The organism is Microbacterium sp. IEGM 1404 (assembly GCF_030056775.1).
Classification (GTDB): Bacteria; Actinomycetota; Actinomycetes; order Actinomycetales; family Microbacteriaceae; genus Microbacterium.
Window position 1 is genome coordinate 548,740 of sequence record NZ_JASHKP010000003.1, and the last position, 15,016, is coordinate 563,755.

Here is a 15,016-nt window from a genome sequence, read left to right on the forward strand (position 1 = left end):
GGCTCGCAGGTCACGAACGGATAACACGGATAGCATGACCGTGTATGCCTGTACGCAGGCCGGCGTCCACGAGGGCGCCGCACCCGATAGATGGAGATGCTTCGTGGCCAATCCGCTCGAGAAACTGCTGCGCGCCGGAGAGGGGCGCATCCTCCGCCGACTGCAGGGCGTCGTGAAGGCGACCGGTGCCCTCGAAGAGGACTACGAGCAGCTCACCGACGAAGAGCTGCGCAACGAGACCGTCGAACTGCGCGCGCGGTACGAAGCCGGCGAGACCCTCGACCAGCTCATGCCCGAGGCCTTCGCCGCCGTCCGCGAGGCCGCCAAGCGCACGCTCGGCCAGCGTCCGTACGACGTGCAGATCATGGGCGGCGCGGCCCTCCACCTCGGCAACATCGCCGAGATGAAGACCGGTGAGGGCAAGACCCTGACCGCGGCGCTCCCGGCCTACCTCAACGCGATCGCGGGCAAGGGCGTCCACGTCATCACGGTCAACGACTTCCTCGCGAGCTACCAGTCCGAACTCATGGGCCGCGTGTACCGCGCGCTCGGCATGACGACGGGCACCGTCGTCTCGGGTCAGACGCCCGAGGTCCGCCGGGAGCAGTACGAGGCCGACATCAGCTACGGCACGAACAACGAGTTCGGCTTCGACTACCTGCGCGACAACATGGCCTGGCGCAAGGAAGACCTCGTGCAGCGCGGCCACTTCTTCGCCATCGTGGACGAGGTCGACTCGATCCTCATCGACGAGGCGCGCACCCCGCTCATCATCTCGGGCCCCGCGTCGGGCGAGGCGAACCGCTGGTTCACCGAGTTCGCCAAGCTGGCGCGCACCCTCGAGGCGGGCGTCGACTACGAGGTCGACGAGAAGAAGCGCACGATCGGAGTGCTCGAGCCCGGCATCGAGAAGGTCGAGGACTACCTCGGCATCGACAACCTGTACGAGTCGGCCAACACCCCGCTCATTTCGTTCCTCAACAACTCGATCAAGGCGATCGCGCTCTTCAAGCGCGACACCGACTACGTCGTCATGAACGACGAGGTTATGATCGTCGACGAGCACACCGGCCGCATCCTCGTCGGACGCCGCTACAACGAAGGCATCCACCAGGCGATCGAGGCGAAGGAGGGTGTCCCGGTCAAGGCCGAGAACCAGACCCTCGCCACGGTCACCCTGCAGAACTACTTCCGCCTGTACGAGAAGCTCTCGGGCATGACCGGTACCGCCGAGACCGAGGCGGCCGAGTTCATGTCGACCTACAAGCTCGGCGTGGTGCCCATCCCCACGAACAAGCCGATGATCCGCAAGGACCAGCCCGACCTCGTGTACAAGAACGAGACGGCAAAGTTCGCGCAGGTCGTGGAGGACATCGCCGAGCGGCACGAGAAGGGGCAGCCCGTCCTCGTCGGAACGACCAGCGTCGAGAAGAGCGAGTACCTCTCGCGGCTGCTGTCGAAGAAGGGCGTCCGCCACGAGGTGCTCAACGCCAAGAACCACGCGCGCGAGGCCGAGATCGTCGCCCGCGCGGGTCGCCTGGGCGCCGTCACGGTCGCCACGAACATGGCCGGTCGCGGTACCGACATCATGCTCGGCGGGAACGCCGAGTTCCTCGCCGTGTCCGAGATGAAGGCGAAGGGCCTCGACCCCGTCGAGACGCCCGACGCCTACGAGTCCGAGTGGGACTCGGTCTACCAGGCCGTCCGCGACACGGTCGCCGAAGAGGCGGCGAAGGTCACCGAGGCCGGCGGGCTGTACGTGCTCGGTACCGAGCGCCACGAGTCGCGTCGTATCGACAACCAGCTGCGCGGTCGCTCCGGGCGTCAGGGCGACCCGGGCGAGAGCCGCTTCTACCTCTCGCTCACCGACGACCTCATGCGCCTGTTCCAGTCGGGGGCCGCCGAGGCGATCCTGGCCCGCACGAACTTCCCCGACGACGTCGCGATCGAGTCGGGCCTCGTGTCGCGCGCGATCAAGAGCGCGCAGTCGCAGGTCGAGGCCCGCAACGCCGAGATGCGCAAGAACGTCCTCAAGTACGATGACGTCCTCAACCGCCAGCGCGAGGCGATCTACGCCGACCGTCGCCACATGCTCCAGGGCGACGACATCGCCGACCGCGTGCAGCACTTCATCGAGGATGCCATCACGGCCATCATCGACGACCACACCGGCAGCGGTCACACCGAGTCGTGGGACTTCGACGCGCTGTGGACCGAGCTGAAGACCCTCTACCCGGTGAGCGTCACGATCGACGAGGTCGTCGCCGAGGCCGGGGGGAACAAGGGCCGTATCACCCCCGAGGGCCTGAAGCGCGAGATCATCTCCGACGCCCGCATCGCCTACGAGAACCGCGAGCAGACGCTCGGCGCCCCGGCGCTGCGCGAACTCGAGCGTCGCGTCGTGCTGCAGGTGCTCGATCGCCGCTGGCGCGAGCACCTGTACGAGATGGACTACCTCAAGGACGGCATCGGCCTGCGCGCGATGGCCCAGCGCGACCCGCTGATCGAGTATCAGCGCGAGGGCTACCAGATGTTCCAGTCGATGATGGGGCAGATCAAGGAGGAGTCGGCCGGCTTCCTCTACAACCTCGAGGTCGAAGTCCGTAAGGGCGACGGCGACGAGGGCGCTCAGGTCGAGGCGAAGGGCCTCGCCCCCGCGGCCGTCGAGGGTCAGCGCCTGGAGTACTCCGCCGCGAACGACGCCGGCGAGGTCGAGGTGCGCAACGAGCGCGGCCAGGTGCAGCAGGCGGCGACGAACCGTCTGCGCCAGGCGGGCCAGGCGACGGCCCCCGCGGCCGAGGCCGCCCCCTCGGGCCCGCGCGGCGCCTTCGGGCAGCGGACGGCGGCCCCCGAGCCCGCGGCGAACAACCGCGCCGATCGTCGCGCCGCCGGCAAGAAGAAGTAACCCCGCCTCACGGATGCCGTGCCCCCGCCGATGCGCGGGAGCACGGCATCCGTGCGTCGGGACAGGCCACGGGTGGTCGATTGGCCGGTTCGGCCCGGGGATATCCTGAGGCGATGAGCCCGCTGCGCCCCCTCGATCAGTCGTCGAAGCTGAAGGACGTCCTCTACGAGATCCGCGGGGAGGCCCTTGTCGAGGCCGATCGACTCGAGGCCGAGGGGCACTCGATCCTCAAGCTCAACACGGGCAACCCGGCGACGTTCGGCTTCGAGGCGCCGCACCAGATCGTCCGCGACATGATCGCGTCGGTGCCCCACGCGCACGGGTACAGCGACAGTCGCGGCATCCTGTCGGCCCGCCGCGCGGTCGTGTCGCGCTACGAGCAGGAGCCCGGCTTCCCCCACGTCGACCCCGACCACGTGTACCTCGGCAACGGGGTGTCCGAGCTGATCACCATGACGATGCAGGCGCTGCTCGATGAAGGCGACGAGGTCCTCATCCCGGCCCCGGACTACCCGCTGTGGACGGCGATGACGAGCCTGGGGGGCGGCACCCCGGTGCACTACCTCTGCGACGAATCGCGCGAGTGGCAGCCCGACCTCGAGGACATCCGGGCGAAGATCACGCCGCGCACCAAGGCGATCGTCGTGATCAACCCGAACAACCCGACCGGTGCGGTGTACTCGCGCGAGGTGCTCGAGGGCATCGCCGACATCGCCCGCGAGCACTCGCTGCTCGTGCTGTCGGACGAGATCTACGACCGCATCCTGTTCGACGACGCGGTGCACATTCCGATGGCCACGGTCGCGCCCGATCTGCTCGTGCTGACGTTCAACGGCCTGTCCAAGACGTATCGCGTGGCGGGGTACCGGTCGGGGTGGCTCGTGATCACGGGACCCAAGGATCACGCCGAGGGGTTCCTGCACGGCATCACGCTGCTGGCATCCACTCGTCTGTGCCCGAACGTGCCGGCGCAGTTCGCGGTTCAGGCGGCGCTGTCGGGGGTGCAGTCCATCAACGCGCTCGTCGCGCCGACGGGGCGTCTCCACGAGCAGCGGGATGCCGCGTGGAAGGGTCTCGAAGCGATCCCGGGTGTCTCGTGCGTCCTGCCGCGCGGTGCGTTGTACGCCTTCCCGCGGTTCGACCCCGAGGTCTACGAGATCCCCGACGACGCCAAGTTCGTGCACGACTTCCTGATCGCCGAGCACGTGCTCATCGTCCAGGGATCGGGCTTCAACTGGCCGGCCACCGACCACGTGCGCATCGTCACGCTCCCCGAGGCCCGGGTGATCTCGGATGCCGTGGAGCGGCTGGGCAACTTCCTGGCGTCCTGGCGACCCTGAGAGGGCGTCACAGCAGCGCCAGGGCGGTGACCCGCCACCGGCCGTCGAGACCCTCGATGCGGAGGGCGATGGCGCGCGTGCGCGTCCGCGCCGCGGCGATCACCGTGGCCTCGACGACGCCGTCGGCGGGCGAGGAGAGGTGCACCGACCGGATCTCGTGCACGTCGCGGGGCGCCGGCATGCGTCGGGCGCTGCGGGCCCGCGCAGCGAGGCCCGCGCGGACGACGACGGCCCGGTAGACGTCCTCCGTCGTCCATCGGGCGAGCTGCTCCGCCTCGCGAACGCCCGCGAAGACCTCGAGCACACCCCGGACGACGTTGCGGGTGAAGACCTCCGCCGAGGGGAGGTGCGCGGTCGAGGTGCGCTGCGGGGCGAAGAACGCGTCGGGTCGGACGGCGGCGGAGGCGTGCTCCGAGCCGCGGAGGAGGGGAGCGGGCATGGGGAACTTCCGTGTTTCGTGTGTGCCGGGGGACTGTGGCACGACGCTAGGACGGCACAGGCGGTGAAGCGAACCGCGCGCCGCCCCGGAGACCAGGGGTCGCGGGGGTGAGACGCGGGTCCATCGCATTGCCCGTCACGACGACCGTGCCGCCGCCCCTGGCATCCGTGCGGGGGAGGACGGCGGACGAACCGGTCAGGGGGTGACGGTGCCTAGAGCGGGCGATCATCATGTCCCCCGAGTTGCCGGGGTGGGCGGTTCACCCGCCTTCTTCACCCGCAGACCCCCGTGTCGCGTGGTCGCGCCCGAGGGGGACGACGCGCCGGCGAGGACATCGACGTGAGCCGCTCCGTTTCCCCCTCGCTAACCTCGCGCTCCGCGGGAAGTGGCGGGGGATGCGTACGTTCCCAGGTGATTCCTCATGTCTACCAAGGAGATCCGTATGTCTGCGCGCCCGTTGTCCATGTCGGCGCTGTCCAGCGCCCTCGCCGCCGTGATCGTCGGCGCCCTGATCCCTCTCGCGGCGGTCGCGCCGGCGCAGGCCGACACCGCCGGCACCGGCGTGATCATCAACGAGGCGTACCTGAAGGGCGGGAGCGCGAACGCCCCGTACTCGAAGAAGTTCGTCGAGCTGTACAACCAGGGCGGCACCGACGTCGACCTGTCCACGTGGTCGCTGCAGTACCGGTCGGCGACCGGCACGAGCGCCTCCAACGGCGTCGGCGCCCTCAGCGGGACGATCAAGGCCCACTCGTACTTCCTCGTGCAGCTCAACGGCAACGGCTCGACCGGCGCGGCGCTTCCGACCCCCGACCTCGACCTTGCCGGCAAGGTGACGCCGTCGGGCACGACGGGCACGCTCATCCTGGCCAAGACCACGAGCGCGATCACTTCGCCGACCGGCAGTGTCACGGGCAACCAGAACATCGCCGACCTGCTCGGGTACGGCGCATCGAACACCTACGAGGGCCGTGTGGTGCCGGTCACCGGGGGGAACGACACCCCGAACTCGCTGGCACGGACGGGCTTCTCCGACACCGACGACAACCGCACCGACTTCACGCACCCGGCCTCCATCACGCCGCAGAACTCCGCGTCGTCGTCGCCGTCGCCCTCCCCGTCGCCGACGACCTCGCCGACCACCTCGCCCACGGCCTCGCCGAGCCCGTCGCCGACGACGCCCGCGGCATCCGTCACGGCCATCGCGGCGATCCAGGGAACCGGCGACGCGTCGCCCCTGAACGGCCAGACCGCCACCACGCGCGGTGTGGTCACCGCCGCGTACCCCTCGGGGGGCTTCGCCGGCTACTACGTGCAGACCGAGAACACCGGCGGCGCGATCGACTTCGCCTCCCACACCGCGTCGGATGGCCTGTTCGTCTACTCGCCCAGCACCGTCGGCCAGGTGGCCGTCGGCGACGTCGTCCAGGTCACCGGAACCGTCGGCGAGTACTTCGGCCTGACCCAGCTCACCGTGGCCTCGGGCGGCGTGACGAAGGTGGGGACCGGCAGCATCGCCCCCGCGACCGTCGCGGTTCCGCGTGACGCCGCTCAGCGCGAGTCGCTGGAGGGCATGCTGATCGCCCCGCAGGGTGCGTACACGGTCAGCAACACCTACTCGACCAACCAGTACGCCGAGATCGGACTGGCCACCGGCACCACTCCGCTGATCACCCCGACCGAGATCGCGCGCCCCGGCACGGCCGAGTACACCGCCGCGGTCGCCGACAACGCCGCGCGCGGGATCACGCTCGACGACGGCGCCTCGATCAACTTCCTCGGCAGCGCCACCAACAAGGCCATCCCGCTGCCGTACCTGACCACGACCACGGTCTCCGTCGGCGCCGCGGCCACCTTCACGCGCCCCGTCGTGCTGGACTACCGCAACAACACCTGGAAGCTCCAGCCCACCGCGCAGCTGACCGCGGACAACGACGCACAGGTCTCGCCCGCCACGTTCTCGAACGTCCGTCAGGCGGCGCCCGCCGCCGTCGGCGGCGACATCAAGGTCGCGACGTTCAACGTCCTGAACTACTTCACCACGACCGGTGACACCCTCACCGGCTGCTCCTTCTACACCGACCGCGCCGGCACCCCCATCACGGTCAACACCGGCTGCGACGCCCGCGGTGCCGCCAACGCCACGAGCCTCCAGCGTCAGCAGGACAAGATCGTCACGGCGATCACCACCCTGGGCGCGGACGTCGTGAGCCTCGAGGAGATCGAGAACTCGGCCGTCTTCGGCAAGAACCGCGACTCCGCGCTCAGCACCCTCACCGCTGCGCTGAACACCGCTGCCGGTAGTGACGTGTGGGCCTTCGTGGCATCCCCGTCGACCCTGCCGGCGTCCGAGGACGTCATCCGCACCGCCTTCATCTACAAGAAGGCGACCGTGCGCACCGAGGGCGACTCGCGCATCCTGACGACCGGTTCGGCCTTCGACAACGCCCGCCGCCCGCTGGCCCAGAAGTTCGGCCTCGTGGGCAAGGGCGACGACTCCACGTTCATCGCGATCGCCAACCACTTCAAGTCGAAGGGATCGGGCACCGGCGCCAACGCCGATCAGGGTGACGGGCAGGGCGCCTCGAACGCGTCGCGCGTCGCCCAGGCCGGCGACCTGGTGTCGTTCGCGAACGGGCTGAAGAGCGAGTGGGGAACCGACCGGGTGTTCCTCATGGGCGACTTCAACGCCTACTCGAAGGAGGACCCGATCAAGGTCCTCACCGACGCGGGTTACATCGACCAGGGTTCCAAGTCGGGCAAGTACTCGTACTCGTTCAGCGGTCAGAGCGGCTCGCTCGACCACGTCTTCGCGTCGTCCGCCGCGGACCAGCGCGTGCGCGGTGCCGACATCTGGAACATCAACTCCGGCGAGTCCATCGCCCTGGAGTACAGCCGTTACAACTACAACGCGACCAACTTCTACGACACCTCGGCGTTCCGCTCCAGCGACCACGACCCGGTGCTCGTCGGCGTGGACCTCACCCCCACGGCGACGGTGAACCTGGTCGACATCAACGACTTCCACGGTCGTATCGACGCCAACACCCCGCAGTTCGCGGGAACGATCGAGCAGCTGCGCGCGCAGTACGGGGAGGCCAACACGCTGTTCCTCTCCAGCGGTGACAACATCGGCGCCTCGCCGTTCGCGTCGGCGTCGCAGAACGACCAGCCCACGATCGACGTGCTCAACGCGCTCGACCTGAAGGCGTCGGCCATCGGAAACCACGAGCTCGACAAGGGCTTCGACGACCTCGTGAACCGCGTGGTCGGCACCGGCCCCAACGCGAAGTTCGCCTACCTCGGCGCCAACGTGTACCGCAAGGGCACGACGACCCCTGCCCTGCCCGAGTACGCCATCACCACGGTGGCGGGACTGCGGGTCGGCGTCATCGGCACCGTCACGCAGGAGACCCCGGCGCTCGTCTCGCCCGGCGGTGTGAGCGGCGTGGACTTCGGCGACCCCGTCGAGGCGACCAACCGCGTGGCCGCCCAGCTCACCGACGGCGACCCCGCCAACGGTGAAGCGGATGTCATCGTCGCGGCCTACCACGAGGGCGCGGGTGCCGGAACTCCCGACGGCGCGACGCTCGCTCAGGAGATCGCCGCGGGCGGACCGTTCGCCAAGATCGTGACGCAGACCTCGGCGAAGGTCGACGCGATCTTCACCGGTCACACGCACAAGACCTACGCGTGGGACGCCCCCGTCCCCGGCGCCACCGACGGCCGCACGCGCCCCGTCATCCAGACGGGCAACTACGGCGAGAACATCGGCAACGTCGTCCTGACGGTCTCCGACACCAGCGGTGACGTGCTGTCCTACACGGGCGCCAACGTCGCTCGCACCAAGACCGCGACGAACACCCTGGTCGCCACCTACCCCCGCGTCGCGCAGGTCAAGAGCATCACGGATGCCGCCCTGGCCGCCGCAGCTCAGATCGGCAACCAGCCGGTCGGGTCGGTGACCAAGGACATCACCACGGCGTACGCGGGTGGCTCCTACACCAACGGCGTGTACACCGGTGGGTCGCGCGACGACCGCTCGAAGGAGTCGACCCTCGGCAACCTCGTCGCGGACTCGCTCGTGACCAGCCTCGGCGCAGCGGACCGCGGTGGGGCGCAGATCGGTGTCGTGAACCCGGGCGGCCTGCGCGCCGAGCTGTTCTACGCCCCCGACGGTGTCGTGTCCTACTCCGAGGCGAACGCTGTCCTGCCCTTCGTGAACAACCTCTGGACGACCTCGCTCACGGGCGCGCAGTTCAAGACTCTTCTCGAGCAGCAGTGGCAGACCAACGCCGACGGCACAGTGCCGTCGCGTCCGTTCCTCAAGCTCGGCCTGTCGAAGAACGTCGCGTACACGTTCGACGCGAGCCGCGCGGCCGGTGACCGGATCACCTCGATCACGGTCGACGGCGTCGCGATCGACCCCACCGCGTCGTACCGGATCGGTTCGTTCAGCTTCCTCGTGCAGGGCGGCGACAACTTCCGCGTCTTCACGCAGGGCACGGGCACGAAGGACTCGGGTCTGATCGACCGCGACGCCTGGATCGACTACCTGAAGGCGAACCCGGGCCTCGCGCCCGACTTCGCCCGACGGTCGGCCCAGGTCACGGGCGTCCCCTCGACGCCCGTCACGGCCACCTCCTCGCTCGCGCTCACGGTCTCGGGTCTCGACCTGACGTCGCTCGGCAGCCCCGCCAACACCACGGCGTCGGTCGAGTGGACCGGCAGCTCGGCGTCGTTCGCGCCGGTGACGGTGTCGGGCGGTTCGGCGAGCCTCTCCCTGACGGTGCCCACGGATGCCGTGGCCGCCAGTGAGATCGTCGTGCGGGCGCAGCCGAGCGGCACGGTCGTGCGCATCCCGGTGACTGTCGCGGTCGATCACGACGCTCCCCGCGTCAGCCTCTCGGTGAGCGGCCGCACCGTCACCGTCTCGGCGACCGACGCCGGTGCGGGTGTCGCCTCGGTCGAATACCGCCTGGACGGGGGTGCCTGGACGGCCTACTCCACCGCCCTGGTGCTCGACGACAAGGCGCACACGGTCGAGGCCCGCGCCACCGACAAGGCCGGCAACGTCTCGACGGTCGCTTCGACGTCGCTGGCGTCGGTCGACACCACGCAGGCACCGGTCCTGACCGCGCGTGGCACGGCTCGCACCGTCACCGTGGGCGACTCCGTCGCGCCGGGCTCGGTGTCCGTCGCGGATGCGAGCGGTTCCGCCCTGTCGGGGGTCGCGGTCACGTTCAAGGTCTCGGGTCCCGCCACCTTCGCCGGTGGCAAGACGAGCGTGCGTGTCGTCTCCGACGCACTGGGCCTCGCCACCGCACCGTCGGTGACGACCTCAGCGGCGGGTGCGGTGAAGGTCACGGCCAGCGCTCCGCTCGCCACCAAGGTGTCGCACCCCGCGATCACGGTGGTGGCCAAGGCGCCCGCGCTGACGATCGACGGTACGGCCACGACGAGCATCGTCAGCGGCAAGGCGCGCCTCACGGTCCGCGTCACGAACACCGCGACCGAGACCGTCGCCATCAAGATCAAGACCGTCTACGGCTCGAAGACCGTCGCGACGCTGGCTCCCGGAGCCTCGACCGAGGCCGTCTTCAAGACGGCGCTGACCTCGCTCCCCGCGGGTTCGGCGACGGTCGAGATCACCGGCGCCTCGGGGTCGAACACCGTCGAGCTGCCCTACACGGCGACGCGATGACCGTCGTCACCGGTATCGACTCTCTCTCAGAACGGAACAGCTGATCATGGACAACCTCACTCCTGCACACGGCGTCACGCGACGTTCGTTCACCAGGGCCGCCGCGTGGAGCGTTCCGGTGATCGCGGTCGCGGTCGCCGCCCCCGCGGCGTCCGCGTCCGGAGCTCTCTCGGCCAGTGCCTACGACATCTCCGACGTCGAAGCGGGTGACTCCTTCCCGCTGTCGATCGACGTCGCGGAAGGAGGCAAGCCGCTGGCCGACGGCACGGTCGTCACGGTGAGCCTCACCGACAACGCCGTGCTCGAATTCGATCCCGACGCGGACGGCTTCGTCACCTCGACGATCGCCAGCGTGCCGATCACCGGCGGGGTGGCCAACGCGATCGTGCTGGTGCGTGCCTTCGGCACGACCACCGGCGCCGTCGCGTACCGCTCCTCGCAGGTCAGCTACGTGGTGGGCGTGACGCGGGCCTGAGATCCGAACGCTGTCGCCCCGGGTGCATGCACCCGGGGCGACGGCGTTCCCGACGGACTCGGTGCCCGTAGGGTGAGAGGGTGTCGACACTCAGCGAACTCGTCTACGCCCAGGGCCGCTCCAGCGAGGCCGACGTCGAGTGGTTGCACCGGCTCGCCGGCGACGGCCAGCTGCTCGCCGACCTGGCCTTCGCCGACATCGTGATCTGGGTGCCGACCCCGGACGACTCGTTCGTCGCCGTCGCGCACACGCGTCCCGGGGGAGCGGCGACCCTGTTCTACCGCGACATCGTCGGCGACCGGGTGCGGCCCCAGTGGCGCACGCAGGTGCGCGAGGCGTTCCAGAGCGGACGCATCGTCGACTCGGCATCCCCCGACTGGTTCGAGGAGACGCCGACGCGCGTGCGCGCGGTGCCCATCGTCCGCGAGCTCTCGCGCGACGGCCACGCCGTGACGACGGTGGGCGTGCTCACCCGCCACACCAACCTGGGCGAGACGCGCACGCCCTCGCGCCAGCAGATCACCTTCAACGACTGCGCCGACGACCTGTTCGGCATGATCTCCTCGGGCGAATTCCCCGACCTGAAGGCCCCGACCTCCCCGCGCCGCGGCGCTCCGCGCGCCTCGGACGGCCTCATCCGTCTCGATGTCGACGGCATCACGACGTTCGCGAGCCCGAACGCGCTGTCGGCCTTCAACCGCATGGGCTTCGACGACGAGCTCGAGGGGGAGTCTCTCGCCGAGGTCACCGAGCGCATCCTCCCCGCCAAGCGTCAGGATGTCGACGAGTCGCTGCCCATCGTGGTGACGGGGCGCGCTCCGTGGCGGGCGGACATCGAGGCGCGCGGTGTGCAGGTGTCGCTGCGGACCATCCCGCTCCGCGACCGGGGGACGCGCATCGGCGCGATCGTGCTCAGCCGCGACGTCACCGAGATCCGCCACCAGGAGCAGGAGCTCATCACCAAGGACGCCACGATCCGCGAGATTCACCACCGGGTCAAGAACAACCTGCAGACCGTGGCCTCCCTCCTCCGCATCCAGGCGCGGCGCACGCACTCCGACGAAGCCCGGGATGCCTTGACCCAGGCCATGCGACGCGTCTCGGCGATCGCGGTGGTCCACGACACGCTGTCCGAGGGGCTGGCCCAGAACGTCGACTTCGACGACGTGTTCGCGCGCGTGCTGAAGCTCGTCGCCGAGGTCGCCGCCGCCCCCAACACCCGGGCGCGCACCCGCAGCACCGGGCGGTTCGGCACTCTTCCGAGCGAATACGCCACGCCGCTCGCGCTCGCGCTGACCGAGCTCGTCACCAACGCCGTCGAGCACGGGCTCGCGGGTCAGGAGGGCGACGTGGAGATCGCCGCCGAACGCGGCGACGAGATGCTCGAGGTGCGGGTGCGCGACACCGGCGTCGGCCTCCCCGAGGGACAGGTGGGCCGGGGCCTGGGCACGCAGATCGTGCGCACGCTCATCCAGGGCGAACTGGGCGGGACCATCGACTGGCACACCCTGATGGGCAGCGGTACCGAGGTCACGATCGAGATCCCGCTGCGCTACATCGACCGCGTCACCGCCTGACCGCGGCGCAGCGTCAGCGATCCGCGGACCCTCAGCCATTCTCGGCGGCTGCGCGTTGATCCGACGCGGATCACTGAGCCGGCGCGGATCGCGGAGCGCGCGCCTGTGCCCGGAAACGGAAGGAGCCCACCCCCCGGAAGGGGTGGGCTCCTCGACGTCGCTGCGGCGTCAGGACGCGCGGCGGGCGCGCGCGGCGCGGCGCTTGAGGGCGCGGCGCTCATCCTCGGAGAGGCCGCCCCACACGCCCGAATCCTGGCCGGACTCGAGGGCGTACTGCAGGCAGACCTCGGTGACGGTGCAACGTGCGCAGACCGACTTGGCCTTCTCGATCTGGTCGACCGCGGGGCCGGTGTTGCCCACGGGGAAGAACAGTTCGGGGTCGACGGTCAGGCAGGCTGCTTTGTCGCGCCAATCCATAGGGGTGCTCCTTGTTGCAGAAAAATATTCGTTGGCGGGCACCGGGGTTCGGGTCCGGTACCCTGGTGGGATACGCGAGCGATTGCTCGCCCCACTTCGCTGTGGGAGCACACGGCTTTTTCCATGGTCCCACAGCGCTTCCGGCCGATCAAGAGGTAACCGGCAGGTTTCCAGGTTGCAACGCCGGGGAAACATGCGTCGGGAAGGATCGCGGGTCATGCCGGTTCGTCTTCTGGCCGCGCTCGTCGTCGGGCTCGAGGCGATCGGCGTGCTGGCGCTCGCCGGGTGGCAGGTCGTCGCCCTCATCGGAGGGGACACCGACTCGGTCGTCAGCTCGGTCGCCCTCATCGTGCTCACCGTGATCGGCGCGGCGATCATCGGAGCGTTCGCCGTCGCGACCGCCCGGGACGTCTCCGCCGGTCGATCGGGCGGCATCGTCACCCAGCTGCTGATCCTGTCGGTGGCGATCGGCGCGGTGACGGGGGAGTGGGCGGCTCCCGGGATCGCCCTCCTCATCGCGGCGCCCGCCGTCGTGGGGCTGATCCTGCTCGTCCTCGCCGTGCGGGCGTCCGCGCCGCGCCGCCGCGACGACGACTGAGCGCCGTCGCGGGCGCGCGGACCGGATCAGGCGGTCGCGAGACCGAGCGTCTTGCGCAGGCGCGCGACGTGACCGGTCGCCTTGACGTTGTACTGCGCCTCGACGACGCGGCCGTCTTCGTCGATCACGAAGGTCGAGCGCAGGACGCCGGTGATCGTCTTGCCGTAGTTCTGCTTCTCGCCCCACGCGCCGTACGCCTCGTGCACGGCGTGGTCGGGGTCGCTCAGCAGCGGGAACGTCAGCCCGTCGCTGTCGCGGAACGCCCGAAGCTTCTCGGGGGTGTCGCGCGAGACGCCGAGGACGGTGTACCCCGCACCCTGGAGCGAGGCGAGGCTGTCGCGGAAGTCGCACGCCTGCGTCGTGCACCCGGGCGTCTGCGCCGCGGGATAGAAGTACACGATCACCCGGCGACCGCGGAAGTCGCTGAGCGAGACGGGGTGCTCGTCCTGGTCGAGCAGGGTGAAATCGGGAGCGGCCTGGCCGGCTTCGAGGGTCGTCACCCCTCCAGCCTAGAACGCTCGATCGACTGGAACGTCGTGAGGAGCCGCTGCAGCGAGTCCAGCCGGGCCGCACCGCCCGGACCCAGGCGACCGGATGCCACGGCCTCGACGATCGCGCAGTCGGGGGCGTCGGGAAGGTGCGTGCACCCGCGCGGGCATTCCTCGGCGATCTCGGCGAGGTCGGTGAAGGCCGCCAGCACGTTCGCGGGGTCGACGTGCCCGAGCCCGAACGAACGGACGCCGGGGGTGTCGATGACCCAGCCGGATCCGGCGGGACCCCGATACCGCAGCGACACCGCCGAGGACGACGTGTGGCGCCCGCGCCCCGTCACCTCGTTGACGTGTCCGATGGCGCGCTCCGAGCCGGTGAGGGCGTTCACGAGCGTCGATTTGCCGACGCCGGAGTGGCCGACGAACACGGTCGAATGGCCGGCGAGCGCCTCGCCGATCCGGTCGAGCGGCATCGCCTCGTGGCCGCTCGTGAAGACCCGGAGGTCGACGCCGGCGAAGTGCGAGAGGAACTCGCTCGGGTCGGCGAGGTCGGTCTTGGTCACGACGAGCATCGGGCGGATGCCGGCATCCAGCGCCGCGACGAGGTAACGGTCGACGAGGCGCTCGCGGGGCTCGGGGTCGGCGGCGGCGACGACGATGAGCATCTGGTCGGCGTTGGCCACGATGACGCGCTCGACCTGGTCGGTGTCGTCGGCGCTGCGGCGCAGCAACGACGTGCGCTCCTCGATCCCGATGATGCGCGCAAGCGTCCCGTCGTCGCCGGAGAGGTCGCCGACGACCCGGGCGCGGTCGCCGTTGACGATGGGCTGCTTGCGCAGTTCGCGCGCGCGGGTGGCGAGGACGCGGCGTTCGTCGGGACCGTCCTCGTCGACGAGCACCGTGTAGCGTCCGCGGTCCACGCCCAGCACGCGCGCGATCTGCGCGTCGGCGTGCGCGGGGCGGCGTTTGGTCCGCGGTCGGTTCGCCTTGGGGTTCGGGCGGACCCGGACCGACGACTCGTCGAATTCGAGGTCGTCGTCGTCATCGGCTGCGTCGTCGAGCCAGCTCAC

Annotated in this window: 10 protein-coding genes; 6 read left to right on the forward strand and 4 right to left on the reverse strand. The window is 69.9% G+C overall.

Annotated elements, in window-relative coordinates:
* Positions 1-103: 103 nt before the first annotated feature.
* Together secA and QM517_RS13225 are read left to right on the forward strand one after the other, a co-directional pair.
* On the forward strand, positions 104-2,905 hold the full coding sequence (gene secA / locus QM517_RS13220) for a preprotein translocase subunit SecA (protein WP_077050405.1): 2,802 nt from the start codon (positions 104-106) through the stop codon (positions 2,903-2,905).
* A 113-nt stretch (positions 2,906-3,018) separates the two neighbouring features.
* Positions 3,019-4,245, forward strand: a complete 1,227-nt coding sequence (locus QM517_RS13225; protein ID WP_077050404.1) for a pyridoxal phosphate-dependent aminotransferase — start codon at positions 3,019-3,021, stop codon at positions 4,243-4,245.
* Positions 4,246-4,252: 7 nt separating this feature from the next.
* On the opposite strand, the gene QM517_RS13230 is transcribed toward QM517_RS13225, so the two are convergent.
* Complete coding sequence (locus QM517_RS13230; protein WP_077050403.1) at positions 4,253-4,684, reverse strand: Rv3235 family protein; 432 nt, start codon at positions 4,682-4,684, stop codon at positions 4,253-4,255.
* A 442-nt stretch (positions 4,685-5,126) separates the two neighbouring features.
* On the opposite strand from QM517_RS13230, the gene QM517_RS13235 reads away from it, so the two are divergent.
* The 3 genes from QM517_RS13235 to QM517_RS13245 all read left to right on the forward strand — a co-directional run bounded on the left by QM517_RS13235 (position 5,127) and on the right by QM517_RS13245 (position 12,440).
* Positions 5,127-10,388: an ExeM/NucH family extracellular endonuclease gene (locus QM517_RS13235; RefSeq protein WP_283287982.1), complete on the forward strand. Its 5,262-nt coding sequence runs from the start codon at positions 5,127-5,129 to the stop codon at positions 10,386-10,388.
* 46 nt (positions 10,389-10,434) lie between these two features.
* The gene (locus tag QM517_RS13240) at positions 10,435-10,863 is read left to right on the forward strand and encodes a hypothetical protein (protein ID WP_283287984.1); all 429 of its coding nucleotides are present in this window, start codon (positions 10,435-10,437) and stop codon (positions 10,861-10,863) included.
* Between the two features lie 80 nt (positions 10,864-10,943).
* Complete coding sequence (locus QM517_RS13245) at positions 10,944-12,440, forward strand: sensor histidine kinase (RefSeq protein WP_077050400.1); 1,497 nt, start codon at positions 10,944-10,946, stop codon at positions 12,438-12,440.
* Between the two features lie 168 nt (positions 12,441-12,608).
* On the opposite strand, the gene QM517_RS13250 is transcribed toward QM517_RS13245, so the two are convergent.
* A complete protein-coding gene (locus tag QM517_RS13250) occupies positions 12,609-12,857 on the reverse strand; it encodes a WhiB family transcriptional regulator (RefSeq protein WP_013583608.1) in 249 nt (82 codons plus the stop codon).
* 217 nt (positions 12,858-13,074) lie between these two features.
* On the opposite strand from QM517_RS13250, the gene QM517_RS13255 reads away from it, so the two are divergent.
* Entirely contained in the window at positions 13,075-13,455 is a 381-nt protein-coding gene (locus QM517_RS13255) for a histidine kinase (protein ID WP_077050399.1), read from the forward strand.
* A 26-nt stretch (positions 13,456-13,481) separates the two neighbouring features.
* Here QM517_RS13255 and bcp read toward each other — a convergent pair whose 3' ends face one another.
* Both bcp and rsgA read right to left on the reverse strand, forming a co-directional pair.
* On the reverse strand, positions 13,482-13,955 hold the full coding sequence (gene bcp, locus QM517_RS13260; RefSeq protein WP_077050398.1) for a thioredoxin-dependent thiol peroxidase: 474 nt from the start codon (positions 13,953-13,955) through the stop codon (positions 13,482-13,484).
* A complete protein-coding gene (gene rsgA / locus QM517_RS13265; RefSeq protein WP_077050397.1) occupies positions 13,952-15,016 on the reverse strand; it encodes a ribosome small subunit-dependent GTPase A in 1,065 nt (354 codons plus the stop codon). Before rsgA ends, bcp begins: the two co-directional genes overlap by 4 nt.